At 70.0% G+C, this 25,293-nt stretch carries 24 protein-coding genes and 1 tRNA gene; 14 read left to right on the top strand and 11 right to left on the bottom strand.

What is annotated here, in order from left to right; genetic code table 11:
* Positions 1-53 precede the first annotated feature (53 nt).
* The 4 genes from ACI3EY_RS06885 to ACI3EY_RS06870 all read left to right on the top strand — a co-directional run bounded on the left by ACI3EY_RS06885 (position 54) and on the right by ACI3EY_RS06870 (position 2,641).
* Positions 54-983, top strand: coding sequence for an aminotransferase class IV (locus tag ACI3EY_RS06885; RefSeq protein WP_405040005.1), 930 nt, complete (start codon positions 54-56; stop codon positions 981-983).
* A gap of 69 nt (positions 984-1,052) precedes the next feature.
* Positions 1,053-1,126 (top strand) — tRNA-Val (locus ACI3EY_RS06880).
* Positions 1,127-1,862: 736 nt separating this feature from the next.
* Positions 1,863-2,126, top strand: a complete 264-nt coding sequence (locus ACI3EY_RS06875; RefSeq protein ID WP_405039890.1) for a ZIP family metal transporter — start codon at positions 1,863-1,865, stop codon at positions 2,124-2,126.
* A 71-nt stretch (positions 2,127-2,197) separates the two neighbouring features.
* Positions 2,198-2,641 (top strand): universal stress protein, encoded by a 444-nt coding sequence (locus ACI3EY_RS06870; RefSeq protein WP_405039889.1) that lies wholly within the window; start codon positions 2,198-2,200, stop codon positions 2,639-2,641.
* A 1,229-nt stretch (positions 2,642-3,870) separates the two neighbouring features.
* Here the strand turns inward: ACI3EY_RS06870 and ACI3EY_RS06865 are convergent.
* The 6 genes from ACI3EY_RS06865 to ACI3EY_RS06840 form a co-directional block, all read right to left on the bottom strand.
* Positions 3,871-4,443 carry a nitroreductase/quinone reductase family protein gene (locus tag ACI3EY_RS06865; RefSeq protein ID WP_405039888.1) on the bottom strand — a complete coding sequence of 191 codons (573 nt, stop codon included), beginning with the start codon at positions 4,441-4,443 and terminating at the stop codon, positions 3,871-3,873.
* A 137-nt stretch (positions 4,444-4,580) separates the two neighbouring features.
* Entirely contained in the window at positions 4,581-5,057 is a 477-nt protein-coding gene (locus tag ACI3EY_RS06860; RefSeq protein WP_405039887.1) for a hypothetical protein, read from the bottom strand.
* Complete coding sequence (locus ACI3EY_RS06855; RefSeq protein WP_405039886.1) at positions 5,054-5,380, bottom strand: alcohol dehydrogenase catalytic domain-containing protein; 327 nt, start codon at positions 5,378-5,380, stop codon at positions 5,054-5,056. The genes ACI3EY_RS06860 and ACI3EY_RS06855 overlap by 4 nt, the downstream gene beginning before the upstream one ends.
* Positions 5,381-5,443: 63 nt before the next feature.
* Complete coding sequence (locus ACI3EY_RS06850; protein WP_405039885.1) at positions 5,444-6,883, bottom strand: DUF4389 domain-containing protein; 1,440 nt, start codon at positions 6,881-6,883, stop codon at positions 5,444-5,446.
* Between the two features lie 72 nt (positions 6,884-6,955).
* Complete coding sequence (locus ACI3EY_RS06845) at positions 6,956-7,537, bottom strand: DUF3267 domain-containing protein (RefSeq protein WP_405039884.1); 582 nt, start codon at positions 7,535-7,537, stop codon at positions 6,956-6,958.
* 285 nt (positions 7,538-7,822) lie between these two features.
* Positions 7,823-9,280: an alpha/beta fold hydrolase gene (locus ACI3EY_RS06840; protein ID WP_405039883.1), complete on the bottom strand. Its 1,458-nt coding sequence runs from the start codon at positions 9,278-9,280 to the stop codon at positions 7,823-7,825.
* A gap of 355 nt (positions 9,281-9,635) precedes the next feature.
* Here ACI3EY_RS06840 and ACI3EY_RS06835 point away from each other — a divergent pair, with 355 nt between their 5' ends.
* Genes ACI3EY_RS06835 through ACI3EY_RS06825 form a run of 3 tightly spaced genes read left to right on the top strand, consistent with a single transcriptional unit; the run spans position 9,636 to position 11,399 of the window.
* Positions 9,636-9,854: a hypothetical protein gene (locus ACI3EY_RS06835; protein ID WP_405039882.1), complete on the top strand. Its 219-nt coding sequence runs from the start codon at positions 9,636-9,638 to the stop codon at positions 9,852-9,854.
* Positions 9,838-10,668: a CPBP family intramembrane glutamic endopeptidase gene (locus ACI3EY_RS06830; RefSeq protein WP_405039881.1), complete on the top strand. Its 831-nt coding sequence runs from the start codon at positions 9,838-9,840 to the stop codon at positions 10,666-10,668. Before ACI3EY_RS06835 ends, ACI3EY_RS06830 begins: the two co-directional genes overlap by 17 nt.
* On the top strand, positions 10,665-11,399 hold the full coding sequence (locus ACI3EY_RS06825) for a VIT1/CCC1 transporter family protein (RefSeq protein ID WP_405039880.1): 735 nt from the start codon (positions 10,665-10,667) through the stop codon (positions 11,397-11,399). Before ACI3EY_RS06830 ends, ACI3EY_RS06825 begins: the two co-directional genes overlap by 4 nt.
* Positions 11,400-11,443: 44 nt before the next feature.
* On the opposite strand, the gene ACI3EY_RS06820 is transcribed toward ACI3EY_RS06825, so the two are convergent.
* Positions 11,444-11,914, bottom strand: a complete 471-nt coding sequence (locus tag ACI3EY_RS06820; protein ID WP_405039879.1) for a MarR family winged helix-turn-helix transcriptional regulator — start codon at positions 11,912-11,914, stop codon at positions 11,444-11,446.
* A gap of 72 nt (positions 11,915-11,986) precedes the next feature.
* Here ACI3EY_RS06820 and ACI3EY_RS06815 point away from each other — a divergent pair, with 72 nt between their 5' ends.
* The 6 genes from ACI3EY_RS06815 (at position 11,987) to ACI3EY_RS06790 (ending at position 21,297) form a co-directional block, all read left to right on the top strand.
* On the top strand, positions 11,987-12,205 hold the full coding sequence (locus ACI3EY_RS06815) for a hypothetical protein (RefSeq protein WP_405039878.1): 219 nt from the start codon (positions 11,987-11,989) through the stop codon (positions 12,203-12,205).
* A gap of 203 nt (positions 12,206-12,408) precedes the next feature.
* On the top strand, positions 12,409-13,305 hold the full coding sequence (locus ACI3EY_RS06810; protein ID WP_405039877.1) for a universal stress protein: 897 nt from the start codon (positions 12,409-12,411) through the stop codon (positions 13,303-13,305).
* A 511-nt stretch (positions 13,306-13,816) separates the two neighbouring features.
* A complete protein-coding gene (locus tag ACI3EY_RS06805) occupies positions 13,817-14,761 on the top strand; it encodes a hypothetical protein (RefSeq protein WP_405039876.1) in 945 nt (314 codons plus the stop codon).
* Between the two features lie 88 nt (positions 14,762-14,849).
* Positions 14,850-15,845 (top strand): magnesium transporter, encoded by a 996-nt coding sequence (locus tag ACI3EY_RS06800; RefSeq protein WP_405039875.1) that lies wholly within the window; start codon positions 14,850-14,852, stop codon positions 15,843-15,845.
* A 129-nt stretch (positions 15,846-15,974) separates the two neighbouring features.
* Positions 15,975-18,872: a cation-translocating P-type ATPase gene (locus tag ACI3EY_RS06795; RefSeq protein ID WP_405039874.1), complete on the top strand. Its 2,898-nt coding sequence runs from the start codon at positions 15,975-15,977 to the stop codon at positions 18,870-18,872.
* Positions 18,856-21,297: a phosphoketolase family protein gene (locus ACI3EY_RS06790; RefSeq protein WP_405039873.1), complete on the top strand. Its 2,442-nt coding sequence runs from the start codon at positions 18,856-18,858 to the stop codon at positions 21,295-21,297. Before ACI3EY_RS06795 ends, ACI3EY_RS06790 begins: the two co-directional genes overlap by 17 nt.
* Before the next feature lie 57 nt (positions 21,298-21,354).
* Here the strand turns inward: ACI3EY_RS06790 and ACI3EY_RS06785 are convergent, their stop codons facing one another.
* On the bottom strand, positions 21,355-22,584 hold the full coding sequence (locus ACI3EY_RS06785) for a metal-dependent hydrolase family protein (RefSeq protein ID WP_405039872.1): 1,230 nt from the start codon (positions 22,582-22,584) through the stop codon (positions 21,355-21,357).
* Between the two features lie 46 nt (positions 22,585-22,630).
* Positions 22,631-23,251, bottom strand: a complete 621-nt coding sequence (locus tag ACI3EY_RS06780) for a hypothetical protein (RefSeq protein ID WP_405039871.1) — start codon at positions 23,249-23,251, stop codon at positions 22,631-22,633.
* Between the two features lie 135 nt (positions 23,252-23,386).
* On the opposite strand from ACI3EY_RS06780, the gene ACI3EY_RS06775 reads away from it, so the two are divergent.
* Positions 23,387-23,992 (top strand): TetR/AcrR family transcriptional regulator, encoded by a 606-nt coding sequence (locus ACI3EY_RS06775; protein ID WP_405039870.1) that lies wholly within the window; start codon positions 23,387-23,389, stop codon positions 23,990-23,992.
* A gap of 13 nt (positions 23,993-24,005) precedes the next feature.
* Here the strand turns inward: ACI3EY_RS06775 and ACI3EY_RS06770 are convergent, their stop codons facing one another.
* Both ACI3EY_RS06770 and ACI3EY_RS06765 read right to left on the bottom strand, forming a co-directional pair.
* Positions 24,006-24,605, bottom strand: coding sequence for a vitamin K epoxide reductase family protein (locus tag ACI3EY_RS06770; protein ID WP_405039869.1), 600 nt, complete (start codon positions 24,603-24,605; stop codon positions 24,006-24,008).
* Positions 24,602-25,291: a DsbA family protein gene (locus ACI3EY_RS06765; RefSeq protein WP_405039868.1), complete on the bottom strand. Its 690-nt coding sequence runs from the start codon at positions 25,289-25,291 to the stop codon at positions 24,602-24,604. The genes ACI3EY_RS06770 and ACI3EY_RS06765 overlap by 4 nt, the downstream gene beginning before the upstream one ends.
* Positions 25,292-25,293 lie beyond the last annotated feature (2 nt).

Here is a 25,293-nt window from a genome sequence, read left to right as displayed (position 1 = left end):
CAGCGTAGCCAGCGCATAGCATTCGGGACATGAGCAGCACGACGACCCGGGACATGGACGTGGCCAGGGCCACGGCCGCCGCCCTCGACGGGGTGCGGGTGTGGGTCGACGGAGACCTCGCCGGTCCCGACGCGCGGGTGCGCGCGCTCGACCACGGCCTCACCGTCGGCGACGGGGTCTTCGAGACCTGCAAGGTGGTCGACGGGCAGCCGTTCGCGCTCTCCCGGCACCACGCCCGGATGGACCGGTCGCTGGCAGCGCTGGGGCTGCCACCGGTGGACCGGGGGCGCATCCAGGAGGGGATCGACGCGGTGCTCGGCCAGGGGGGTATGCCGTTCGGCCGGCTGCGGTACACGGTCACCGCGGGGGTCGGTCCACTGGGCAGCGACCGGCTCGAGGGGGCCGCCACCCACCTGGTGACCGCGGTCGCCCAGGAGGTGCCGGGCCCGACGTCGAGCGTCGCGGTCGTGCCCTGGACCCGCAACGAGCGGGGGGCGTTGACCGGGGTGAAGTCGACCTCCTACGCGGAGAACGTGGTGGCGCTGGCGGCGGCCAAGGAGATGGGGCACAGCGAGGCGGTGCTGGCGAACACCGCCGGCCTGCTGTGCGAGGGGACCGGGACGAACGTCTTCGTGGTGCTGGACGGGGTCGTGCACACCCCGGCACTGTCCTGCGGCCCGCTGGCCGGGGTGACCCGGGGGCTGCTCCTGGAGTGGCTGCGGGAGGAGGGGATCGAGGTGTGCGAGTCGCAGCTGCCGTTGTCCGTGCTCGCCGAGGCGCAGGAGGTATGGCTCACCAGCAGCCTGCGCGACGTCAGCGCGGTGACCACGATCGGCGTCGCCCCGGGGGTCCGGCTGGCGTCGGGCGAGGAGCTGCCCGCGGTGCCGCTCACCGGCCGCGAGCTGGGGGACGGCCCGGGACCGGTGGCCCGCGCGGCGTCGGAGATCTTCGCCCGGCGGGCGGCCGCGACCCCGGACCCGTAACGGGTGCGAGTGCGATTTCGCCCCCGACGTGCGGGAGGCTAAAGTTGACCCGCGCCCGCAGGGGCGTCCGGACGTGTAGCTCAGCTGGTTAGAGCGTTCGCTTCACACGCGAGAGGTCGGGGGTTCGAGTCCCTCCACGTCCACCCCGCCGAAAGGCTTCTCACCAGCAAAAATGCACTCTTCACCCCACACGAGTTGTCCTTGCGTGCATCTTGCACAGGGACTACGCGTGCCTCGCGGCCAGCGCGCAGGGTGCTGCTGCACTGGAAGCGAAGCCTCGGTCGGCGGATCGCCGGTTCAGGCGCCGTGCCGTGGAGCGGACCACATGCGTGTCCGAATCCTTTGATCAGTCCATGAATCTCCGAGCAAAGGCGCGGTGCTCTTGCCCTCCGGTGGAGGCATGGAGAGAATCAGCCGAGCGTCGGGGGTGTTCGCGGCGTGGACGAGTGCGGCGTCGATGAGGTCGAGCGCGGGCGTCTGGACGGAGCTCGGGATGATGTGGCGGGCGAGGTCGCTGCCATGACTCTCATCCTCCTGGACTGAGAGCCTCCACTAGATCAAGGGCGATTCATCCTTGCCGGAGGCTGTCACCGCTCTGGGCAACGAGTTGTCGGTCTACGGTGCCCTCGCTCTGGGTTTCGTCACTTTCCTCGTGCTGGAGCAATTCCTGCACTGGCACCATTGCCACCGCGGGCTGAGCCGTCACCGCCCTGTCGGTTACCTCCTTTTGGTGGCCGACGGCTACACAACTTCATCGGCGGTCTCGCCGTCGCCAGCGCCTTCCTCATCGACGTCCAGCTTGGGGATCGTCACCTGGATCGTTGCGGCCGCACGGGTCCCTCAGGAGCTGGGTGACTTCGGCCTCCTGGTGCATAGCGAGTGGATCCCCGCCTCGCGGTGCTGTACAACGTGGCCTCAACCTTGACGTTCCTGCTCGGGTGCTTGGTCGCGTACGGCCTGGCAGGTTCGGTCGATGTCGCGATACTCATACCGTTTGATGCCGGGAACTTTCTCTACATCGCCGCCGCCGACCTGATTCCGCAGTCCACCGCGCAGGAGAACTGGTGCTCAAGACTTGTTCACACGTCGGTCTTCGTGGGGGTCCTCGCTGTCCTGCTCACCCTGGCCATGACAACCAGGTAGCAGAGTGTCTGCTTCTTCACAGTCCGTGGACTTCTGAAGTTCCGGGGTGTAGACAGAACGTAGGAGAAGATATGACCATGACGTGGACTACTCCCGCCACCATGGTGGTCGGTGTGGACGGCTCTGAGGTGAGTATGGGCGCGCTGCGCTGGGCTCTGGGATTCGCCTGGGCGCACGGGTCCTCCGTGACCGTGCTGATGACGTGGCAGGTACCACCCACCATCATGATCTCGCCCACGAAGACCGAGGTCGACTACCAGCGACCGCACAAGGAAATGTTCGAGCACGTCAAGGAACTGGTGAGCGCCGACGCTGAGGGGCTGCCCGTGGCCTGGGAATTCACCGAGGCGCGGCCCGGGCCGGCCTTGTGCCACCGCGCGGAGCAGGCCGATCTGCTCGTCGTGGGCGCGCACGGACACGGAGGTGGGGAGGGCTTCCATCTGGGCTCGGCCGCCAACTACTGCGTTCACCACGCCCCGTGCCCGGTACTCGTCCACCGACCACACGCGAGCTGAGCATGGCCTAGCCCCGAACTCTCGATCGGGCGGTTCGGGCGTGGATCGGATAGCCACGGGAGCCGCGGCCGGCCCCACTCTAGGTGCAGGCCTCTACATGCTGATAGCGCCTGCACTGGAGAGGTCCCAGGGCTGGCTCGGCGAGACGCAAGGGGTCGACCTGGTCGGCGTTCCCGGTGGCGCGGTGCAGGGTCTGGGCGGAGTGCTCCAGTTGGCTGATGATGTCGGTGTCGGTGTCGGACAGGTCTGAGTTCCGCAGGTCGGCGGCGCGTTCGACGATTCCACCGGTGGGGGAGGGTCAAGCGCTTGTACTTATTGCGTGCCGGATCGAGCGCCCTCTATGTCCTGCACGAGGCGAGGTGTGCGCCATTGCCTGATACGTGACACCCATTTGGTAGGTGGGTAGGACAACCGGACAACGAAGTAGTTGATGTATTCGATTACCCCGAAGCCCCAGACGCCAAGCAGGGCAAACCCCACGGCGGCGTTGTCCGGCCATGTAATGATGAGCCCGACGAGAGCCCCAAGAAGCAGCACGGGATTGAGACCCCGCAGCGCCTTGTAGGTCGCGGCGAGCCCGGGCGGCATGCATGTTCGCTCCACCCAACTTCTGGCGCAGAGCCAGTACACGCCCGCCTGGAGCAAGATCATAACGAGGGGTCCCAGAGCGAACCACAGCGGAAGGGCCGAGGCCGATCTGCCAAGCAAAGGGGCGATTTGCACGACTCCGATCCCCAAGGACAGCCCGGCCGCTGCCAGTTCCCCGCTGCCCAGATTCAAGTACTTACGGCGCAGGCGGTGCCGAGCATCCTCTCCCACGGCGAGAAGCCTAGCAACCGATTGGAACCGGACCTCCGCAGCTCCAAGCGCCATCCGCCTGTGTAGCCGCCCGGGGAAGACCGGCACGATCGCGCTGATGCACCGTTGAAGTACACGCGTGTGACACAACGTCGAGTACTGCTGGGCCGATCGGAGGAGTCGGCGCGACAGCGGCATAGGGACGCCTACCTGATCGACGTAGGCCTAGCGCGGCACCCGCCATGACGACGGGACCTCACCAGACTGATCCCCAGCGCCATCCCTGTTCCAGCTCTCAGCAGCATGCCGATCGTCGCCCCACACGTGCGCACACTAGGACGCCGATCCCGGCGTCCTTGGCCCTCAGTCGCAGTGGTCATCAAGGCAATGGCGTGAGTGGGGCGCGGGACATGGACAAGTGATGGACACGATCACATCCACCGCAGCCCTGCGCGGGAGCACTTGGTGACAGCCCGCCACCGCAGTGGTGTCCTGGCGCCACACTTGGCCGCGTGCGCCAGCTCCTGGTTACGGCATTGCGCGTGACCCCCTGGCAGCCGCACCGTCGGCACCAGTCGTCCGGTTCCACGACGGGGCAGGCCGCGATGGATCGGGGCGGTGGTGAGTGGGCGCTCGGGAGTCTGGGTCAACTCGGCGATGACCATCACCTGATCCCGGTCGTTGACCACATGAGCGATCGCGTCGTGCTCGACGCCGTGCAGTCGCAGCCGAAGGCCTCGCGGGTCCTTGAAGTTGCGCCACCACGTCTTGTGCTCGGCCATTCCAACAGCGATGCGCACGGCCGGCCCGTCGACCGTGTACGCGACCACGAGCTCGTGGTTCCGGCCCGTTCGGCGCCCGGTGTATCGGACCACGGCCAGTCGGCGCCCGAGGACACCGCCTGCCGGGCCTTCGAGCACCGCGATCAGGCAGCGGTTCGCGAGTCGGGTGGCGGCCAGAGCCGCGCTGGTAGGGGTGAAGCGTCGGATGCGCGCCGGGGTCATAGAAGCAGGGTGGCGCGGGCACCTAGGTCCGACTAGAGGCGAACGTCCCCCTGACCGATGGCGTGCTGTGAGCGTGACGGTCGGCACGCCGCTTGACGACGGGGAGGAACCCCTCACCTGATCGTCCAGCAGTCCCATCAGGATCCACACGCCGTCAGGTCGGCGACCAGATCGGTCGATGGAGTCCCCAGGCGTAGGGCACGCACGGCCGCAACAGCGTGCCCCACGTCGCCCGAACGCCGCTCGCACACCTGGACGCCGTCGATGCTGGTGCAGGCGTTGATGCGACGGAGCAGCAGCCTCTGCATCAGCAGTGGGCCGGTATAGGCGCTGCAGTCCAGGACCACCAGTGCCGCCGGCCGCCCAGAGTCCACCACGATGCGGCGACGAGCGAACCAGACGCTGGCACCGATCTCTTCTGCCGTCGAGCGGCAGGCCCCAGGGCAGCGGTGGCCGAGGTGTTCCAAGACGGACTGCAGGTGGGCCCCTGGTGAGGTGGGTGCTGCGGGTGCGAGAATTGGGGTGTCGCTGCGGAGACCGGTCCCGTGGGCGGCCGCTTCAGCGACAGCGCGGGTGCTGGCCCACATCGACTCGTACACGACCAGGGTGCTCACGACGAGCTCTCGGTCATCTCGAACACGAGACGAGCTGGCGCTTTCCCGGACAGGACGTCCTCGAAGCACTCGTTGACGTCCTCGAGGCGGCGACTGCTGGTGACGACCCGCGCGACCTGCTCGATGACACCCACACCCTCGTGGCCGGGGATGAGGGGGTCCTTCGGCTCTGCTGGCCACTCACCCCTAGCGGCGTGGATGTCCGTGTGGCACACGCCGCACGCCTCGATCCGGACCAGAGCCTGTCCAGGACCGGGCGTCGGGATGGGGATGTCGTGGATCTCCAAGGGCGCACCCAGCCGGGTGACTACTGCTGCCTTCACGGTTCCTCCTGGAACGCTTGCGTCTTCTTGTGGGAGATGGTTTGGGGTGGTGCCTGGTCTGCATCAGCGCGGACCCGCCTTGGAGACCTTGCTCAGGGGCAGGGTGACCAGCACGACCCCGGCGATCAGACAGAGGCCTGCCAGCACTGCCAGCAGGATGAAGAGGCGTGTCAGTGAGGGGATGTCGGCGCCGATGGTGATGTCGGCCGCGATGGCCGGGCTGCCGTCACTGTTCATCACCACTGCGGTCCAGTCACCAGCTGCCAGGGGCCACGTGATGCTCTGTTCGCCGCCACCTGAGCCTTGGGCGACCCAGAACTGCTGGTCGGTCGGTGCCGTTGCGGGTGCTCCACCGGTACGGGCGGTGAACACGGGCTCACCGCCGCGGATGTCGGTTACCTTGTCGTGGTCCACCCCCGACAGGTACCTCTGCACGTCGGTGGTGGCGCCGATGCCGAGGAAGAGCTCCTGCGCGGCGACCGGGTCCGCTGTGAGCCTCGCATCGCCGAGGATCCGACCCGGCAGGAAGGCACCCGGGGCATCGGTGTGCAGCTGCAGGTTGCTCGAGGTGATGGCATGAGCGGAGCTCTGGAAGAGCTGGGCGTCGCTCATCAGGAAGCCGTCTTGGTCACGCTGGCCCTGGTCGACCAGCGCCAGCGTGCCAGAGGCCGCGCCCAGGCCCAGGGAGCACAGGATCAGCACAGATCCGATGACCAGGGCAACCACCCGACCAGCCGTCCAGTCTGACTGATGGGAACGCGCGGAAGCGTGGCCCGCGGGGTGTCCGACGAGGGCGGCCGGGGCGGCCGGAACGGGGTGCGGCCGGGTGCGCATCGGGCCGGGCTCCTGGCCGCCCTGGTCGAGCGCGAACGGTGGGTAGCGGTCAGTCATCAGGCCTACGTAGGCGGCGACACGAAGTACCCAACGGTTGAGGCCGAGGATCAGGTCGAAGAGCTGGGTCGGGTAGCGACCGGCGACGAGCAGGAAGACGCCAGCCACGAGCACGAGAATGCCGATCAAGCCCACCCCGGACATCTCACCGGAGCCCTCCCGTGCGACGTAGCTGGCACCGCCCAGGAACAGACCGACGACCACGAGGTGGGGCAGGGCCAGGAGCCACCACTTGATCAGCACGAGCCCACGCGAGAGATGCTGTGGGTAGTCGACCTCGAGGTGTGCCGGATAGTCGGCCACCTCGTGCAGGGTGAACGGGGGGTAGCGATCGGTACCGAGGGCACCGTAGGTGTAGTAGGAGACGCGCCAGGACCAGCGGAGGACGCCGACGTTGAACTCGAAGAGTGCGCGTGGGTATCTTCCCGTGAACAGGATGCTGAAGAAGGCCATCACGCTGGTGGTGAGGAAGGCGACCCAGAGGAAGGCGAGGATCAGGTAGTGCGGGATCGCCAAGAACCACTTCACGAGCCACAACCACCGGCTGAGTTCTGTGTCGAGCTGGGCATCGATGCGTAGCGGATAAGCGATCTGCGGGGTCGAGCTGGTCATGAGGCTCCTTGGTGACGAACAGGTCGAGGCAGGGGTGAGCCGGACGGCTGCGCCAGCCGCAGCTCACGACGATCAGGTGTGCGCCAGGTACACGGTCGTGTCGTGGCCGTTGTCACGGATGAGCGCAGCGGCCGGGAACCGTGCAGCGGCGATGGCCTGGACGACGTCGCCCGCTGAGCTCGCGAGGTTGAGCACCAGAAGTACGTAGGTGGTGAGCAGGAGATCCTGCGGGGCCAGGAGCAGGAGCAGGACGAAGACGACGCCCCACACGAGCAGCGGGGCCAACGCCACGACCACGAAGCTCCGCTTGTTCAGGTATGCCTCGTTGCCTGTGGTCAGGTAGGGCAGCCGGACCGAGAACTGGGGGCGGGCACCCGTGAGGGCCCAGAGGAAGGCGCCGTGCGTGAGCTCGTGCGCCGCCATGTAGACGACGCAGGAGAACAGGGTGACCGCGACGGTGACCGCGCTGCTCCAGCCGCTGGCCAAGGCCAGATCCTGCACGACTGCCAGGCCCATCATGGCTACGGCCACTAGGACCGATATCACCTGGATGAGTACTGCGACCTTGCCGTTCTCCTTCAGGTCCACCGACTCATGCATCCGGTAGGAGGATGGCAGCTCACGGGTGTTCGGCGGGCTTGTTCGCGTGTTCATACCGGTCTTCCCTCGAGGTGTGGGTGCGGGTCGCCCACCGGTAGTCGGGCCGATCATGACCCGTCCGGTGTCGTAGACGCCGTTTCTCCACCGACCCTCAGCCTTGTCGTTCACCTCGAACCGGGCCAGAGCCGAAGTCCCCAGACCGGCAGGGCCCTTAGGCCCCGATCCCCGAGGAATGAGTGGGTGAGGTCACAGCACGATGTCCGTCGGAGCGGAGCCCAGGTGACTGATCAGACCATTCCCTGGCGGGACGGGCCTCTGCCGAAGCAGGGCGACCCGCACCTAGCCACCTGATGGCAGGACGGTCTCCACCAGGTAGTCCACGAACTCCTCCGGCTGCTCGAACAGGGGGCGGTGGCCGGAGCTGTCGAGCACGACGAGGCCCTTCGTCGGCGCCTCGACCATGGCGTACCAGTCCTCGAACGGTTCGCGGCGCCCTCGGGCCTCATGGGCACCCTGCACGAAGAACATCGGCACCTCGAAGGTGGTGGCGCTCTCCCGGAAGTCGACCGCCTGCAGCTGAGGGTAGAGAGCGGCGAAGGTGTCCATGAAGCCTCCGAGGACGTGCACCTGGTCGATCAGGGTGTACTCCTGCACCAGCAGGTTCTCCGACATCTGACCGGCACCTTCGGAGTTCGCGCGATGGTCGTAGGGGTAGACGTCCTTCTCGTGCGAGAGGGCGGTCTCGTACGGGAACATCTCCTCGTACGGTGGCGGCCCGTCCTGCTCCAGCTGTCGCGACAACGTCGCGTCACCGGACCGGGCCGCCCACGCCACGGTGTCGTCGTAGAAGATGCGATCCGTGGCGCGTTGGCTGACCATCTGGCCGGTGCCGATGAAGGCGCGGTACAGGTCCGGCTCCCGCTGGACGGCGAGCACGCCGAGGGTCGTCCCCCACGATTGCCCGAGCAGGTAGATGTCGTCGGCCTCGAAGCTTCGCCGCAGATGGTTGGTCAGCTCGATGGTGTCCGAGACGTAGCTCTCGAGAGAGAGCGTGCGCGTCCGGTCGAGCGCGGGGTAGGACGTGCCGGCTCCGCGCTGGTCCCAGGTGACGACGACGAAGTGCTCCTCGAGCTCGGGCAGGTGGCGGCGCATCGCCCCGAGCTCGGAGCCCCCGGGTCCTCCGGCTAGGAAGAGCAGGACCGGGTTGTCCGTATCGGTACCTCGGATCATCAGACCCTGGTCGTGTCCCCCGATACGCACGGTCGTCAGCTCCGCGATCGACCCGGGGAGGAGATGCCCGTCCTGACCGGTGATGGGCGCGGTGGTCGACGGTCGTGCGAGACCGATGCCGAGGGTCGTGAGCATCAGCGCGACGAGGACGGTCCCGGTCCGCCGCACGCCGCGCGGTGACCGGGGCAATGACGTCTCCACGTCATGCGCGTGCCTGCGCGCCATACCGGCCCCCACCGCAGCGCCGAGAACCAACGGGAGGAGGGACACCAGGGCGTGGAAGCCCCGACCGGTGGCAAGAGCGATCGCTCCGTAGAAGCTCGCGTGGAGTCCGTCGACCATGGGGCCGTCCACGCCTACTCGGGCGAGCTCGAAGATGATGACGAACACCGTCGGCGCCAGGAGCATGGTCCACCGGCTGCGGAGAGCACGACCGGCGACGAGGCCCACCCCGAGGCTGATCGCGATGGACCAGAGTGCCTCCCCAGAGGTCAGCGGACCACGCGGGGTCCACACCCCGGCGAGGAGTCCCCATGCGCCGGCGAGCGAGAGGACGGCGAGGGTCATCGGCCGCGAGACGCGCCGTAGGGCGCTGGGTCTGGAGACGGCTGCCGGCGTGGCCGTTCGGGGCATCCGCTCCGGGCCTGCTCCGCGCCGGTCCTGGAGGGAAGTGCTCATCGTGCGACTCCGACTCTGCGTGGGGTGTCGTCGCAACGCGGTGACGAGGGACGTGCCGAGGCGACGGACGGCACCATCGAGCCGGGCACGTCCCATGGTCCGGCTCCCGTGCGGCGAGAGGTAGAGCAGAAGGTCCTGCCCGGGGTGCAGGCCTTCGCCTCTGGGCACGGTGGCACCCGGAGGCGAGGGTGGGAGGTACCGTCCCCGCGAGAGGAACCCTGAGATCGAACATCCCCAGCCCTGCATGACCGCCCTGCTTGGTCGTCTGACCGTCCTGATGGCCGTGGTGTGGGCAGCCACCCTGATGGGGACGGCCGTGGCCGCGAAGGCCAGTGATGACTACATCTGGATCCTGCTCGTCATGATCACCGGCTTCGGCCTGTCGTCCACCCTGCTGGGCTCCACCCAGCGGGCCGCGCTCTCCCTGGAACGGGGGCGGGAGGCACATGCCGCACACCGCTGAGCAGCCTTCGAGGGCGCAAGGCCACCGGATCTTCCCGCTCTGGCTCGCGATCGTCTGGATCGTCGTCTACATCGTCGCCATCGGGGTGGGGGACACCCTGTCCCTGTCCATCGGTCGCGAGAACTCCGCGACGGCGGTCGTCGTGCTGGCGCTCTCCGTCGGACTGGTGCTGTACCTCGGGGCGACGAGCCGCCTGAGGGAGTACGGCGTGCGGGCCCCGCGATCCGCCGACTACCGGACCTGCCTGTTCTACCTGCCGTTGCTGGTCATTGCCTGCCTGCAGTACGCCAAAGGGCTCGACGGTGACCTGGACGCCGTCGCGATCGCCCTGGTGATCCTGCTGATGGTCGGCGTCGGCTTCGCCGAGGAGCTGATCTTCCGCGGCTTCCTCTACCGCGCCATCGCCCACCGCAGCGGTGTGCGCAGGGCCGTCGTCATCTCGGGAGTCACCTTCGGCCTCGGACACGTCGTCAACCTCGCGCGGGGGTATACCGGCCTCGACCAGATCCTCCAGGTGGTCGTCGCCATCGCGGTGGGGATCGTCCTGGCACTGCTGGTGGCGGTGACCGGGTCGATCATGCCCGGGGTCGTCTTCCACGTCCTGTTCAACATCTCGGGCAGCCTGACGGCGGACGACCGGACGACCGAGGTGTATGTGGCCGCAGCCGTTCTGGCCATCTGCGCCGCCTACTCCGTCCACCTCGTGCGGCAGCTGCGGCACCGAGGGACATCGGAGGCTGTTCCGGGTGCGGCGGTCGACCGAGGAGGCCGCCACCCGATGCACGCCGGCCGACCCAGGGGAGTGACCGCTTGACTGTCGACCCATCGCTTCCGACCGGCGTGCACGCCGACGAGCCGCACGCAGGCGACCTGTCCGCGCGCCTCAACTGGTTGCGCGCGGGGGTGCTCGGTGCGAACGACGGCATCGTCTCGGTCGCCTCGCTCGTCGTCGGCGTGGCCGGCGCCACGACGAGCTCGGCCGCGCTGCTCACCGCCGGCGTCACCGGGCTGGTCGGTGGCGCCATCTCCATGGGACTCGGCGAGTACGTGTCCGTGAGCAGCCAGAGCGACAGCCAGCGCGCGCTCATCGCCAAGGAACGGGCGGAGCTCTCCGAGCAGCCCGAGGCCGAGCTCGAGGAGCTGGCGGGGCTCTACCAGCAGCGTGGTCTCAGCCCCGGGACGGCGCGCCTCGTCGCGGAGGAGCTCACCGAGCGTGACGCCCTCGCCGCTCATCTGGAGGTCGAGCTCGGGCTGACCGAGGACAGCGTCGTCAGCCCGTGGGCCGCCGCCGGGGCCTCGGCGCTCGCCTTCACGCTGGGCGCGCTGCTCCCGTTGATGGCCATGCTCCTCGCCCCCGAAGACCTGCGGGTGGTGGTCACCGCCACCGTCGTCATCATGGCCCTGGCCCTCACCGGCTACGCCAGCGCGGTGATCGGTGGGAGCCCGCGGCTGCGTCCGACGGCCAGGGTGGTCCTCGGGGGAGCGCTCGCGCTGGCTGCGACGTATGCCGTCGGGAGCCTGCTCGGCACCAGCGGACTCGTCTGACGCGAGCGCCGGGCGCCGGTCGGCGCTGACCGGTCGGGCCCGGCCTACCGTGCCCGGTTGCTGGCCCGGATGAGGTCGTGCAGGACGTCACGCAGGTGCTCCAGGTCCGCCACGTCCATGCCGAGCGTGTCCAGGATGCCCTCCGGGATCCGCTCCGCCTCCGCTCGCAGCCCCCGTCCCCGGGGGGTGAGCGAGATGGTCAGCACCCGCTCGTCGGTGGAGTCGCGCTCGCGGGTCACCAGCCCCTGGGTCTCCAGTCGCTTCAGCAACGGCGAGAGGGTGGCGGGGTCCAGGCTCAGCCGTTGGCCGAGCCGTGCCACGTTGGCCGAGGACTCCTCCCACAGCGCCAGCATCACCAGGTACTGGGGATGGGTGAGCCCCAGGGGCTCCAGGAACGGTCGGTAGAGGCCGATGACCTTCCTGGAGGCCACGGCCAGGGCGAAGCAGACCTGCCGGTCCAGGGCGAGCAGGTCCGGCGGGGTCGGGTCGAGGTCCGGGTCCGGGAGGGCGCTCACCCGGTCACCGTAACCCCTGCCCCAGGTAGACTCGTCACGAAAGGTTTGTGCACGAACGATCTGGGAGTGGGCATGGGAACACGGTCCGACCGCAGGAAGGCCGAGCGTGAGGGCCTCTCCCTCTGGTACCGCATCAAGTGGCGGACCAGCTATACCGTCCTGACCTTCTTCGGCCCACCGCGGCTGGATGCGAGCCGGGACCCGCTGACCCGACTGGAGCGACGTCGGGCGGCCGACGTGGCGGCTGCTCGGGCCGCGCGGCTCGGCGGGGGCTCCACCGGACCTGTCTGACGCCAGCAGACCGCGCACTCTCAGCCGGCTCGTCATCCTTCGTCCTGCACGAACCGGACGAAGGATGACAGGGCCGCTAGGAGTCACCCTGCCTCGGCCGGGGCCCATCGTCCCGGGTCCTTGGCCTCTGGTGGGGCGTCTACGCCCTGGCTAGCGTCGGAGGTGGGCGGAGAACCGCCCCCTGAAGGCAAGGAAGTGGACTCATGGACGAGGTCAGCGCAGGTACTGCAGTGGTGGTGGGCTTTGACGAGTCACCGGAGGCGGAGCACGCGGTGCGGTGGGCCGCCCATGAGGCGCGTCGGCGCGGACGTGACCTGTCGGTGGTGTTCGCCTACGACCTCGACCGGTGGATGTCACCGGACGCGGTCCGGGTGTGGTCGCCGCAGGACGCGGAGAAGGCGGCGCACCAGGTGGTCGAGGGCGGTGTCGCCCTCGCCCTCGAGGTCGAGCCCGAGCTGACGGTGCACGGACGCACCAGCAGCCGGGGAGGGGTCGCCGCGCTCGTCGGCCTGTCGCACGAGGCGGACCTGGTGGTCCTGGGGGCGGGCCGACACGGTCGGGTGACGGGTGCCCTGATCGGGTCGGTCGCCTTCGCGGTGACGGCGCGCGCGGACTGCCCGGTGGTCGTCGTCCCGAACGATGCGGTCGAGCGCCCCGACCCGGATTCCCGGGTCGTGGTCGGTGTGGACGGCTCGGTCGGGAGTGAGCACGCGCTCTCGATCGCGGCGGACCTCGCCACGGACAGCGGTGCGCCCGTGGTGCTCGTCGGTGCCTGGGAGACGCCGACCTACGACCACTGGAGCCGGATCTACCTGGTCGACGACGAGTGGCGCTACCAGGCCATCAAGGAGGCACGGGACGGGGCAGCGGCCCATGTCGCCGCGGCCCGTGTCCGGCTCGAGAAGGAGTATCCCGGCCTCGTCGTGGAGGAGATGGTGGAGGAGGGGCGCCCCTCGGCGCTGCTGGGTCGTGCATCCCAGGGTGCCGGCCTGGTCGTCGTCGGTGCCCGCGGGCGCGGTGACCTGCGCTCCCTGCTGCTCGGTTCGGTCAGTCGGGCAGTGATGCACGAGGCGCACTGCCCGGTCCTGGTCGTCCGCTGACCCGACCGGCGTAGCGGGCGCGGGACCCCTCAAGGGCACCGCCCCGCTGTCGTCCACGCCACATCCCTGGTTGACTGGGGCATCGTGGGTACGGACAAGGACGCGACAGCGCGGGAGCAGACGAAGCACCAGGCTGCCCGGACGATCCTCGACGCAGCGGATGCGCGGGACCAGGACGCTGCCGACCGGGACGACGCCGCTGACCGTCGTGAGCACGTGCGTGACCAGGAGAAGTTCCTCGGCACGGAGGAGGAGCACGTCTACGGCGAGGACTGGCAACGGCGTCGTGACGCCGGCCAGGACCGTCAGCACGCCCGCAGTGATCGGGAGGCGTCGAAGGAGGACCGGGTCGCCCTGGCGGACCAGGTGCGGGAGGACCCTGAGGGTTCCTCGCCGGTCGGCGGACAACGCGGGGGACGTTGGCCTCTACCGGCGGTGTCCCCGGCCTGTCAGCGTGAGCCCGGAGCGCCCACCTGGTCGCTCCAGCTGCTGAGAGCCGGGAGGGCATACCGTGCCCACGATCGACCAGACCGCCATCACCGACCTCGTCCAGAGAGTCCCTCGAGGCAGCCGTAGCCTCGGACTCGGCCTGGTTGCCGTCGGTGTGGGCTCGGCCGTTCTCGCGCTCGCCGGGCCGCTGGTCGGAGGGCTGCTGCGCTACCACGTGTCGGCGGGGGCGACCAGCCAGGTGCTCGGGGGAGACGTGGCCGGCCTGCTCCTGCTCGCGCCCGTCGCGATCGTGGCAGGTGTACTGGTGCTGCGCGGTCGTCTGCTCGGGGCGGCGCTGGGGATGGGACCGGCCGCCTACGGCCTCTACACCTGGTTCCAGCTCGCGACCACCGGTGACCCAGGCCGCTACCCCGGGACGGCATCCAGCGTCTTCCCGCTGCTCGAGGCGCTCTTCGTCCTCGCCGCCTGGGTCCTCGTCCGCTGCTGGCAGGAGCTGTCGCGGGCGCGCCCGCTGCCGCCGGCCTCCGTCGTGGGGGACCGGATGACCGGCGTCTTCCTGCTGGTCGTGGCCTCGTTCCTGATCCTCGGGCTGCACCTGCCGGGACTGCTCGCCGTGGCACAGGGCAGCCCCACGCCGGAGCTCACCGCCGACCCGGGAGTGTTCTGGGTCGTGAAGCTGATGGATCTGCTGCTCGTGGTCCCCCTGCTGCTGGTGGCGGGCACGAGCCTGGTGCGTCACCCCGGGCGGGACGGTCTGCTCCGGTATGCCGTGACGGGGTGGTCGACCATGCTGGGCGCCGCTGTGGCGGGTATGGGGGTGGTGATGACGGCGCAGGGGCACCCCGGCGGGTCGGTGCCGATGGCTGCGACCTTCATCGCCTTCGCGGGGGTGGCCGGTGTGGTCACGGTCCAGGCACTCCGCCCGCTGCGTGACGTCCGGCTCGCGCCGGAGGTCCCGGGACGGGCGGGGACCAAAGCCTCTGGGGCGCGCCGACCCGCTGTGTGACCGTGGAGGGAGGCAGGCCCGACGTGGTCCCGCTCTCGGGTGCGCGCACCGTGACCGACCCGGCTTCCCCCTGCCAGCGAGGACCATCATGACCAGTACGGCCTTCGTCGTCGCGGAGGACGCTGTCCTCCCCCCGTCGTCCATCGACGGCTACCTCGTCACCCATGTCCCGGTGTGCTCCCCGCACACCACCGTCGAGGAGCTGCGGCACCTGCTCGTTGAGGGTGCGTACACGTCGGTGGCCGATGTGGCCGTCTGCACGCCCGACTCCCGTTTGCTGGGTCTCGTCGCGCTGGAGAGCGTCCTCGGGGCCGACCCGGACCGCCGCGTCGGTGACCTGATGACCACCGACCCGCCCGTGGTGGCGCCGGGCGTCGACCAGGAGAAGGCCGCGTGGACGGCGGCACGGCGGGGAGGATCCAGCCTGGCCGTGGTCGAGGACGACGGGACCTTCCGCGGGCTGGTACCGACCTCCCGGTTGCTCGGCGTCCTGCTGACGGAGCACGACCAGGACCTGGCGCGCCTCGGTGGGTACCTCGACTCGGCGGCATCGGCCCGGCACGCCATGGAGGAGCCGTTGGCGGCACGGTTGTGGCACCGGATGCCGTGGCTGCTGCTCGGGCTGCTCGGCTCGGCGGGGGCTGCGGTGCTGGTCAGCGGCTTCGAGTCGGCCCTGGCCTCCGATGTCCGGCTCGCCTTCTTCATCCCCGGCATCGTCTACATGGCCGACGCGGTCGGGACGCAGACCGAGGCGCTGGTCATCCGCGGCCTCTCGGTCGGGGTGTCCATCCGGCGGGTGTTCCGCACCGAGGCCCTCACCGGGCTGTTCGTCGGCCTGGTGCTGGCCGTCGTCGCCGTGCTCGGGGTGTGGGCGGTCCTCGGATCCGGTGCCCTGGCCCTCACCGTGGGTCTGTCCCTCCTCGGTGCCTGCACCGTGGCCTCGGTGGTGGCGATGCTGCTGCCCTGGGTCATGTCCCGGATGGGCTCGGACCCCGCCTTCGGCAGCGGACCGTTGGCCACCGTCGTCCAGGACCTGCTGTCGCTGATGCTCTATTTCCTCCTGGCCGCCGCGATCCTCGGCTAGCCGGGCGTCGTGCAGCACAGGCATACCCCCCTCGTGTCCCCTTCCGCCCCACGAACGAAGGACCCCATGGCAAGCCCCACCACACACCGCAGCTCCACCACACCGACGGGTGGCGGTGGGGGTACGCCGATGGCCGACACCTACTCGGTGGAGCTGGCCCACGTCCTGCGAGAGCTCGGCAGCGACCCCGACGACGGACTCACGCAGGTGCAGGCCGCTCACCGGCTGGCATCCACCGGGCTGAACGTGCTCCGTGCGCAGCCCCCGGTGCCACGCTGGCGCAAGGTGCTGGCGCAGTTCCAGGACCCGCTCATCTACCTGCTCCTCGCCGCCATCGTCGTCTCGGGAGGGGCGTGGTGGGTCGAGGGTGCTGCGGGGTGGCCGATCGACGCGGTGGTCATCGCCGTCATCGTGGTGCTCAACGCGGTCCTGGGCTACAGCCAGGAGGCCAAGGCGGAGCGCGCGGTGGCGGCCCTGCAGCGGATGACGGAGGTGCATGCCACCGTCCGCAGGGACGGCCGGACGGTCGACGTCCCGGTCGATGAGATCGTCCCCGGCGAGCTGCTGGTCCTCAGCGAGGGGGACAGTGTCGGCGCCGACGCACGGCTGGTGGAGGCCAACAGCCTGCAGGTGGCCGAGGCCGCGCTCACCGGTGAGTCGACGGCGGTCTCCAAGGCGCCGGCGACCTTGCCGACCGACCTGCCGTTGGGTGACCGCACGAACTCGGTCTACCGGGGCACGGCCGTGACCCAGGGCACCGGGCGTGCGGTCGTCATCGGCACCGCGATGGACACCGAGATGGGCAGGATCGCGACCCTGCTGGAGTCCGCGGTGCGTGGACCGACACCGTTGGAGCGGGAGATCGCCTTCATCGGGCGGTTCCTCGGGATGGCGGTCGTCGTCATCGCGGTGGTGGTGATGGGCACGGTCTGGCTGGTCAGTGGCGTCGAGACCATCGGGGACGCCGTCGACGTGCTGCTGCTGGGGGTCTCGCTGGCCGTCGCCGCGGTGCCCGAGGGGCTGCCCGCGGTGCTCTCGGTCGTGCTGTCCGTCGGGGTCCGACGGATGGCGTCGCGGGACGCGATCGTCAAGAACCTCAGCTCGGTGGAGACCCTGGGCTCGGCCTCGGTCATCTGCTCGGACAAGACCGGCACGCTCACCCGGAACGAGATGACGGTGCAGCGGGTCGTGACCGCGTCCGGGGACGCCCCGGTCACCGGGGTCGGCTACCGACCGGAGGGTGAGGTCGTGATCGGCGATGCCGGTCTCGGGGCCGCGGCCGACGCCGATCGGGAGGCGCTGCGCGCAGAGGCCACCGTGCTGCTGGCGGGAGGGTCCCTGACCTCCGACAGTGAGCTGGCCAAGGAGGACGGTGAGTGGTCGGTCCGGGGGGACCCGACCGAGGCGGCGTTCCTCGTCGCCGAGCGGAAGATGGGTCTCACCGCACGGCGCGAGCGCAGGTTCACCCGGGTGGGCGAGGCGCCCTTCACCTCCGTCCGCAAGCGCATGTCGACCGTCCAGCTGGACCACGAGCACGGGGACACCCCCGTGCTGGTCACCAAGGGTGCACCGGACGTCGTCCTGGCCCGGTGCACCCGCTACCGCCGAGGTCTGCGGGTCCTCGAGCTGGACGCGACGATGCGCGCACGGTTCGTCAGCGACGTGGAGCAGCTCTCCGGTGAGGGTATGCGGACGATCGGCGTCGCCTACCGCCCCCTGGGTGAGGGTGGGACCGGAACGGTGGGGACGGCATACCCCGACGGCGGGAGCGTGCCCGCGGAGGTCGTGGCGGAGCTGGAGAACGAGCTCGTGTGGGTCGGCACGGTCGGGATGACCGACCCGGCCCGCGAGGACGTGGCTGACGCCGTGCGTGAGGCGCAGCGGGCCGGGGTCCGGGTCGTGATGATCACCGGTGACCACCCGACCACCGCGCTGCGCATCGCCCAGGATCTCGACATCGCCGGTCCGGGAGGGACGAGCGTCACCGGCGCGGAGCTGGACCGGCTCGACGAGGAGGGGCTGCACCGCGCCGTCGCCGAGGTGGACGTCTTCGCGCGCGTGTCCCCCGAGCACAAGCTCCGCATCGTGGACGCCCTGCAGCGCGACGGTCAGGTGGTGGCGATGACCGGGGACGGGGTGAACGACGCGCCGGCGCTGAAGTCCGCCGACATCGGGGTGGCGATGGGGATCTCCGGCACCGAGGTCACCAAGGAGGCCGGCGAGATGATCCTGCGGGACGACAACTTCAGCACCATCGTCGCCGCGATCCGGCAGGGGCGGGTGATCTTCGCCAACATCCGGAAGTTCCTGCGCTACCTGCTGTCCTCCAACACGGGGGAGGTGATGACCGTCTTCCTGGGGGTGGCCCTCGCCTCGCTCATCGGCCTCGACGTGGCGACCGGCGACGGCGTCATCCTGCCCCTGCTCGCGACACAGATCCTGTGGATCAACCTCGTCACCGACCTGGCGCCGGCGCTCGCCCTCGGCGTGGACCCCGAGACCGACGACGTGATGGGACGCGCTCCACGGCGGCCGGACGAGCGGGTCGTCGACGCCCGGATGTGGGTCGGGATCCTGGCCGTGGGGCTGGTGATGGCGCTGGTGACCCTGCTCTCCATCGACATCTTCCTCCCGGGCGGCCTCGTCGAGGGCAGCGACGACCTGACTGTGGCACGCACGGCCGGCTTCACCACCCTCGTGCTCGCCCAGCTCTTCAACGTGCTCAACTCCCGCTCCCAGACCGGCACCGCCTTCTCCGGGCTGTGGACCAACCGGTGGCTGTGGGGGGCCATCGTCATGGGCGTGTGCGCCCAGGTCGTCGTCGTCCACGCACCCATCCTGCAGACGGCCTTCGGCACGGCGGCCCTGGACGCGCAGCACTGGCTGACGTGCGTGCTGCTCGCATCCTGCGTGCTGTGGTTCGACGAGCTGGTCAAGCTGGTGCAGCGTCGACGCGACCGCAGCGGCGAACCAGGTGGCCGACCGGCGCACCGAGGGACAGGGTGGGGCCATGCCCGACACGCCTGAGACACCTCGAGCCCCGCTGGACCGGACCGACCTGGCAGGGGTGGATGCGTGGTGGCGCGCAGCCAACTACCTGGCGGTGGGACAGATCTACCTCATGGGCAACGCCCTGCTCGAGCGCCCGCTGGAGGCCGAGGACGTGAAGCCACGGCTGCTCGGGCACTGGGGAACCTCTCCGGGACAGAGCTTCCTCTACGCCCACCTCAACCATCAGATCCAGCAGCGGGACCTGGACATGATGTACCTCAGCGGGCCGGGTCACGGGGGCCCCTCGCTGGTGGCCGCGGCGTGGCTGGAGGGAACCTACTCGGAGGTGTACTCCCACGTGGGCCCCGACGGGCGGGGGCTGCAGGAGCTGTTCCGGCAGTTCTCCTTCCCCGGCGGCATACCCAGCCACGTGTCACCCGACACACCGGGATCGATCCACGAGGGCGGGGAGCTCGGCTACGTGCTCTCGCACGCCTACGGAGCGGTGTTCGACAGTCCCGACCTCATCGCGGTGGCGGTCATCGGCGACGGCGAGGCGGAGACCGGACCGCTGGCGACCGCCTGGCACTCCAACAAGTTCGTCGACCCCCGTACCGACGGCACCGTGCTGCCGATCCTGCACCTGAACGGCTACAAGATCGCGAACCCCACCATCCTTGACCGGATCCCGCGGGAGGAGCTCGAGGCGTTGATGGTCGGGTACGGCCACCGGCCCTACTTCTTCGAGGGCGGCTTCGACGACGAGGACCCCGCCCGGGCGCACCAGCGGTTCGCGGCTCTGCTCGCCGACGTCCTGGAGGAGATCGCCAGCATCCGGGCCCAGGCCCGGGACGGCCGGCTCACCGCACGCCCGCGCTGGCCGATGATCGTCTTCCGCACGCCGAAGGGCTGGACGGGCCCCCGTGAGGTCGACGGCCTGCCCGTCGAGGGCACCTGGCGCAGCCACCAGGTCCCGATGGCCGCGGTCCGGGGCAACGAGGACTACACGCGTCGCCTCGAGGAGTGGATGCGCAGCTACCGACCCGACGAGCTTTTCGACGGCGTCGGCAGGATCTCCTCGCTGGTCGCGCGCAACAACCCGGTCGGCACCCGTCGGATGAGCGCCAACCCGCACGCCAACGGCGGGATGCTCACCCGGGACCTGGACCTGCCGGACTTCCGCCGGTATGCCGTCCCGGTCTCGACGCCGGGTCACGCGGTCGCCGAGCCGACCCGCGTGCTCGGCACCTGGCTCGGGGACGTCATCGACCGCAACCGTGACACCTTCCGCGTGTTCGGTCCCGACGAGACCCTGTCCAACCGGCTCGGTGCCACCGTCGAGAAGGGTGGTAAGGCCTGGCAGGCGGAGGTGGTCGACACCGACCTCGACCTGTCCCGGACAGGTCGGGTCATGGAGGTGCTCTCGGAGCACCAGTGCCAGGGATGGCTGGAGGGCTATCTCCTCACCGGACGGCACGGGGTGTTCAACAGCTACGAGGCGTTCGTTCACATCGTCGACTCGATGTTCAACCAGCACGCCAAGTGGCTGGACGCGAGCCGCGACATCCCGTGGCGGGTGCCGGTGCCGTCCCTGAACTACCTGCTCTCCTCCCACGTGTGGCGCCAGGACCACAACGGCTTCTCCCACCAGGACCCCGGGTTCCTCGACGTCGTGATGAACAAGACCGCCGACGTCACCCGCATCTACCTCCCGCCCGACACCAACACCCTGTTGTCGACCTTCGACCATGTCCTGCGCAGCCGGGACTACGTCAACGTGGTCGTCGCCGGCAAGCAACCGGGCCCGCAGTGGTTGACGATGGAGGAGGCGGTGCTGCACTGCACGCGCGGCATCGGGATCTGGGACTGGGCCGGGAGCGAGCAGCCGGGGGAGAAGCCCGATGTGGTGCTCGGGTGCGCCGGCGACGTGCCCACGGTCGAGGTGATCGCCGCAGCGGATCTCCTGCGCGAGCACCTTCCCGAGCTGCGGGTGAGGGTCGTCAACGTGGTCGACCTGATGCGCCTGCAGGACGAGAAGGAGCACCCGCACGGGCTGGACCACCACGACTTCGACGCGCTGTTCACCGCGGATCGCCCGGTGATCTTCGCCTTCCACGGCTACCCCGCCCTGGTGCACCGGCTCACCTACCGGCGCACCAACCACGCCAACATCCACGTGCGGGGGTTCAAGGAGAAGGGCACCACCACCACCCCCTTCGACATCCTCATGCTCAACGACGTGGACCGCTACCGGCTGGTGGTCGACGTCATCGACCGGGTGCCCGGCCTGGCCGAGCGGGCAGCGGTGCTGCGCCAGGACCTGCTGGACAGGCGTGTGCGTGCCCGCCGATGGACCCGCGAGCACGGCGAGGACCTGCCCGAGGTCACCGGGTGGGTGTTCCAGGACGCCGACAACACGCAGGGGTCGGGGGCGCCCGGCACGGGCGGTGACAACGAGTGATGCCGCCCCGGGCGGTCCGCCGAGTCTGTCCGAGCAGACGGAGCGAACGCCGGGGCCTCACCCCTTGACGAGCGCCCCGGCGCGGAAGACCAGCCGCGCGTCCTCGGGGCGTCCGAAGACCTCCGGGTCCTGCAGCGGGTCAGTGGCCCAGGCTGTCAGGTCGGCGAGCTTGCCGACCTCGAGCGTGCCCGTCTCGTGACCGATGCCGAGGATGTCGGCGTTGATGCGGGTGGCCGACTCCAGCGCGAGCATGGGGTTCTCCACAGCGCTGCGCAGGGTCAGCTCACGGCCCCGGTGCTGCTGGCGCAGGCCGATGAGGTCGGACCCGGAGCCGACCCGCACACCCGCGGCCCGTGCGGTCAGCAGACCCGTCACCATGCCGTCCAGCACCGGGCCGATCCGGTCGGTGACCCCGGCATCCAGCCCCGCAGCGGTGGCGTCCTCGAGGAGGTCGTGCACCACGCAGAGGGTGGGCACCAGGGCCACGTCGTGCTGCGCCATCAGCGCCGCCGTCTCCTCGTCGATGGCGGACCCGTGCTCGACACAGCGGACCCCGGCCCGGACGGCGTTCCGGATGCCCTCGTTGTTGTGCGCGTGCACCGTCACGTAGGTCCCCCTGGCGCGCGCCTCCTGCACGGCCACCGCGATCTCCTCCACGGTGAACTGGGTGTCGGTGAGCGCGTCGTGGGTGGAGACGACCCCGCCGGTCACACACATCTTGATGAAGCTCGCACCCCGCCGGAAGGTCTCCCGGACGTTCCGGCGCATCTCGTCCGGGCCGTCGGACAGGAGCGACATGGTGCGCAGCCCCGGGATGGCGTGGTCGGACCAGTCGGCGCTCGGCTCCCACTCGGCGCCCAGGTGCCCGTGGCCGCCGGTCTGGCACTGGATGGGGCCGGACGGCAGGATCCTGGGCCCCCGGACCTTGCCGCTGGCGACGACGCCCACCAGCCCGCCGTCGATGCCCCCGGTGTCCCGCACGGTGGTGAACCCGGCGTCCAGCGTGCTGCCGCAGGCGGCGAACATGTCGGCGGCCAGCTCGGCGACGGACAGCTCGCGACGGAGGCTGGGTGTCATGTCGCTGGAGAGGCCCAGGTGCACGTGCGCGTCGATCAGCCCCGGCGTGATCGTCATCCCGTCGGCCGGCACCGTGTCCACGCCGGCCGGGCACCGTCCCAGGTCGGCGATGTGTCCGTCCCGGACGTGGATCGCCACGTCGTCGACGGGGTCGGCGCCGGTGCCGTCGACGATCCGGGCACCGGTGATCCAGTAGTCGTGACTCGGCATGGGGCTCCTCCTGGGACGTGTCGTCCACGAGTCTAGGTGGGGGCCCTCAGGCGCCGGCCCCGTCCAGCAACCAGTGGTAGCGCAACCGGAGCGAGCGCTCCGTCGCGCCGAGCGCGGCCAGGAGGCCGAGGGACACGTTGAGCCATACGGGGAGCTGGACCGGCGACTCGAACGTCCCGAACCTCTCGACCACCGGCGGGATCTGGGCGAGGGGCTCGAGGATCTGCACCAGGTTCAGCCCCAGCCCGACGACGAGCGCCAGCACCGACAGCACGGCCAGCGAGCGGCTGACCGTGGGGTGGTCCCGTTCGAGACGGGCACGGCGGCCCGCGCCGGACCGGGGGTCCGGGATCAGCTGACGCTCGGTGCCGTCGGCGGCGACCTGGTGGCAGCGCTTCATCCCGGCCCCGCTGACGGCAACCTCGATGACGCCGTCCTCGATCGGGAAGACCGCCGGCACCTTCGCGACCGCGTGGTGCCGGCCGTCGCGGTAGAGGCTGGCCCGCACCTCGCCGTCGACCTTGTCCCCCCAGTGCCGGACGTCGACGGCATACCCCGGCTGCCCCACCTCGGGTCGCGGACGGAGGTGGAACAGGGACCGATCGGCCACCTGCCACCAGCGCAGGCGCTGGAGGGGACGCCCGTCCCCGTCCTGCACCCTCTTCATGGCCCGGTTCGTGCGCCACTGTTCCAGCATGGGTCCCTCCCGTTGTCCGTGTCGACCACAGTGACCAACACGCTGTGTTGGATCTCGTCGAGAACCGTAACACAGTGTGCTAGCACGGTGTGATACAACAGGGGTATGACGGACAGCACGCCGCACGAGCTCGGGACCCGCGACAAGATCCTGCACGCGGCCATGATGATGTTCGGCGAGGATCCCGGATCCCGGCTGAGCGTGCGCGCCGTGGCGGCGCGGGCCGGGGTCAGCACGGGCTCCCTGCGCCACCACTTCCCGACCCAGCGCGCGCTGCAGGAGACGGTGCTGACCCGGATCTACGACCTCGTCATCCCCGACGACCGGATACACGACGTCTCGGTCCCTGCCCGGGAGCGGTTGGTCGACTGCCTGCGCCGGGTGCTGGGGCCGGCGCAGACCGGGCAGGAGGCGAGGTCGGCCTTCATGAACATGGCCGAGTCGTTCATCGAGCCCGAGCCGACGGCGGACACCCGGGCCGCCTACCGGGCCATCGAGCGGGAGTCCGAGCGTCGGGTCGAGTACTGGCTGACCGTGCTGACGAAGGAGGGGGCGCTGGCCGAGGGTGACCTCGGCCAGCAGGCCCGGTTCCTGCTCACGGTCGTCAACGGGCTGTCGCTGGAGCGTGTGATGCCGGCGGACGACTCGCTGCTGGCGCGGGAGACCGCGACCCTGCAGCTGGCCGTCGACAGCGTGCTGGCGACGGACTGAGACGGTCCGCCGCTCAGCCCCCGAACCGGGATGCGGAGACCACCACCAGCACGGCCAACGCCACCAGCCAGACACCCAGCACCCAGGGCCACCACCGGTCCAGCCAGCCCCCGAGCCGCGCCGTGGGGCCACCGCCCGCGTCGGCCAGGGCCCGTGGCGCGTGCGCCAGCAGGACGCTGACGCACACCCAGACCACGACGCAGTAGGGGCAGATCGCCTGGATCACGAACAGGCTCTGCGAGATCAGCCACAGCACGAAGCCGAAGCCCACCAGGGTGCCCAGGCTCAGCCCGGCCCAGCACCACCGGGGGAGCGTGACTCCGCCCACCACCAGGACACCGAGCGTGAGCACCACCGGGAAGGCCACCAGCCCCAGGTAGGGGTTCGGGAAGCCCAGGACCGCACCCTGCCAGGAGCTCATCACGTCCCGACAGCTCACCGCGGCACCGAGGTCGCAGCTGGGCGCGTAGAACGGGTTGGTCAGCAGCAGGTACTTCTCGACGGACAGCACGAGCGAGGCCAGCAGCCCGCCCAGCCCGGTGACCAGCGCCACCCAGCCGCGGTATGCCGGTGGCCGGTCGCTCCCGGTGGTCAGAGTCGTCTCGGGCGTCATGACGCGGCGGCCGTCCGCAATGCCTCGGTCAGGTCCTCGTAGGAGCCCAGCTCCAGGACCTCACCGTCGAGCACGAAGGAGGGGGTGGAGGTGAGGCCCAGGTCCTCGGCGGCCTGCCGGTCGGCCTGGATCCGGTCGGTGGTCGCCTCGGCGACGTAGTCCTCGTCGTACCGGTCCAGGTCCAGGCCGAGCGTGTCGGCATACCCGCGGAACGTCGGTTCCGGGTCCGGCAGCGAGGACCACTCGGCCTGTCCGGCGAAGAGGAGGTCGTACATCCCCTCGAACTCGCCCTGCGCCTCGGCGGCCACGGCGGCCCGGGCCGCCGGGACGGCGTTCGGGTGGACGTCCAGCGGGAACATCCGCACCACGAAGGTCACCTCTCCCTCGAACTCGGCCCGCGCCTCGTCGATCGCGGGCTTGACCGACGCGCAGGCGGGGCACTGGAAGTCCAGGAACTCCACGAACGTGGCCTCGGAGGTGCCCTCGGGCCCGAGCAGCAGGGGTGCCTCCCCGGCGGCCTCCTGGTTGCTCACCGGTGTCGAGGAGCTGGAGGAGTCGTCGGACCAGGGGCTCCACACCAGCAGGGCGACGAGCAGGGCCACCACGACCGCGGCGCCGATGACGAGGGGCCGGGCTGCCGGGTGACGGCGGGGAGTGGGCGGGACGGGGACGGGCTTGCGGGGCATGT

The organism is Serinicoccus shuyuelongi (assembly GCF_045032955.1).
GTDB lineage: Bacteria > Actinomycetota > Actinomycetes > Actinomycetales > Dermatophilaceae > Ornithinicoccus.
Note: the sequence above shows the minus strand (reverse complement) of the source record. Positions and strands in the feature narration are given on the sequence as shown.

Coding starts and splice junctions, on each gene's coding strand:
- ACI3EY_RS06780 (WP_405039871.1), bottom strand. CDS start 23,251: ATGAAGAGGGTGCAGGACGGGGACGGGCGTCCCCTCCAGCGCCTGCGC.
- ACI3EY_RS06785 (WP_405039872.1), bottom strand. CDS start 22,584: ATGCCGAGTCACGACTACTGGATCACCGGTGCCCGGATCGTCGACGGC.
- ACI3EY_RS06885 (WP_405040005.1), top strand. CDS start 54: ATGGACGTGGCCAGGGCCACGGCCGCCGCCCTCGACGGGGTGCGGGTG.
- ACI3EY_RS06815 (WP_405039878.1), top strand. CDS start 11,987: ATGGGAACACGGTCCGACCGCAGGAAGGCCGAGCGTGAGGGCCTCTCC.
- ACI3EY_RS06775 (WP_405039870.1), top strand. CDS start 23,387: ATGACGGACAGCACGCCGCACGAGCTCGGGACCCGCGACAAGATCCTG.
- ACI3EY_RS06765 (WP_405039868.1), bottom strand. CDS start 25,291: ATGCCCCGCAAGCCCGTCCCCGTCCCGCCCACTCCCCGCCGTCACCCG.
- ACI3EY_RS06845 (WP_405039884.1), bottom strand. CDS start 7,537: ATGAACACGCGAACAAGCCCGCCGAACACCCGTGAGCTGCCATCCTCC.
- ACI3EY_RS06770 (WP_405039869.1), bottom strand. CDS start 24,605: ATGACGCCCGAGACGACTCTGACCACCGGGAGCGACCGGCCACCGGCA.
- ACI3EY_RS06870 (WP_405039889.1), top strand. CDS start 2,198: ATGACCATGACGTGGACTACTCCCGCCACCATGGTGGTCGGTGTGGAC.
- ACI3EY_RS06835 (WP_405039882.1), top strand. CDS start 9,636: ATGACCGCCCTGCTTGGTCGTCTGACCGTCCTGATGGCCGTGGTGTGG.
- ACI3EY_RS06850 (WP_405039885.1), bottom strand. CDS start 6,883: ATGACCAGCTCGACCCCGCAGATCGCTTATCCGCTACGCATCGATGCC.
- ACI3EY_RS06795 (WP_405039874.1), top strand. CDS start 15,975: ATGGCCGACACCTACTCGGTGGAGCTGGCCCACGTCCTGCGAGAGCTC.
- ACI3EY_RS06830 (WP_405039881.1), top strand. CDS start 9,838: ATGCCGCACACCGCTGAGCAGCCTTCGAGGGCGCAAGGCCACCGGATC.
- ACI3EY_RS06800 (WP_405039875.1), top strand. CDS start 14,850: ATGACCAGTACGGCCTTCGTCGTCGCGGAGGACGCTGTCCTCCCCCCG.
- ACI3EY_RS06865 (WP_405039888.1), bottom strand. CDS start 4,443: ATGACCCCGGCGCGCATCCGACGCTTCACCCCTACCAGCGCGGCTCTG.
- ACI3EY_RS06840 (WP_405039883.1), bottom strand. CDS start 9,280: ATGACCCTCGCCGTCCTCTCGCTCGCCGGCGCATGGGGACTCCTCGCC.
- ACI3EY_RS06790 (WP_405039873.1), top strand. CDS start 18,856: ATGCCCGACACGCCTGAGACACCTCGAGCCCCGCTGGACCGGACCGAC.
- ACI3EY_RS06810 (WP_405039877.1), top strand. CDS start 12,409: ATGGACGAGGTCAGCGCAGGTACTGCAGTGGTGGTGGGCTTTGACGAG.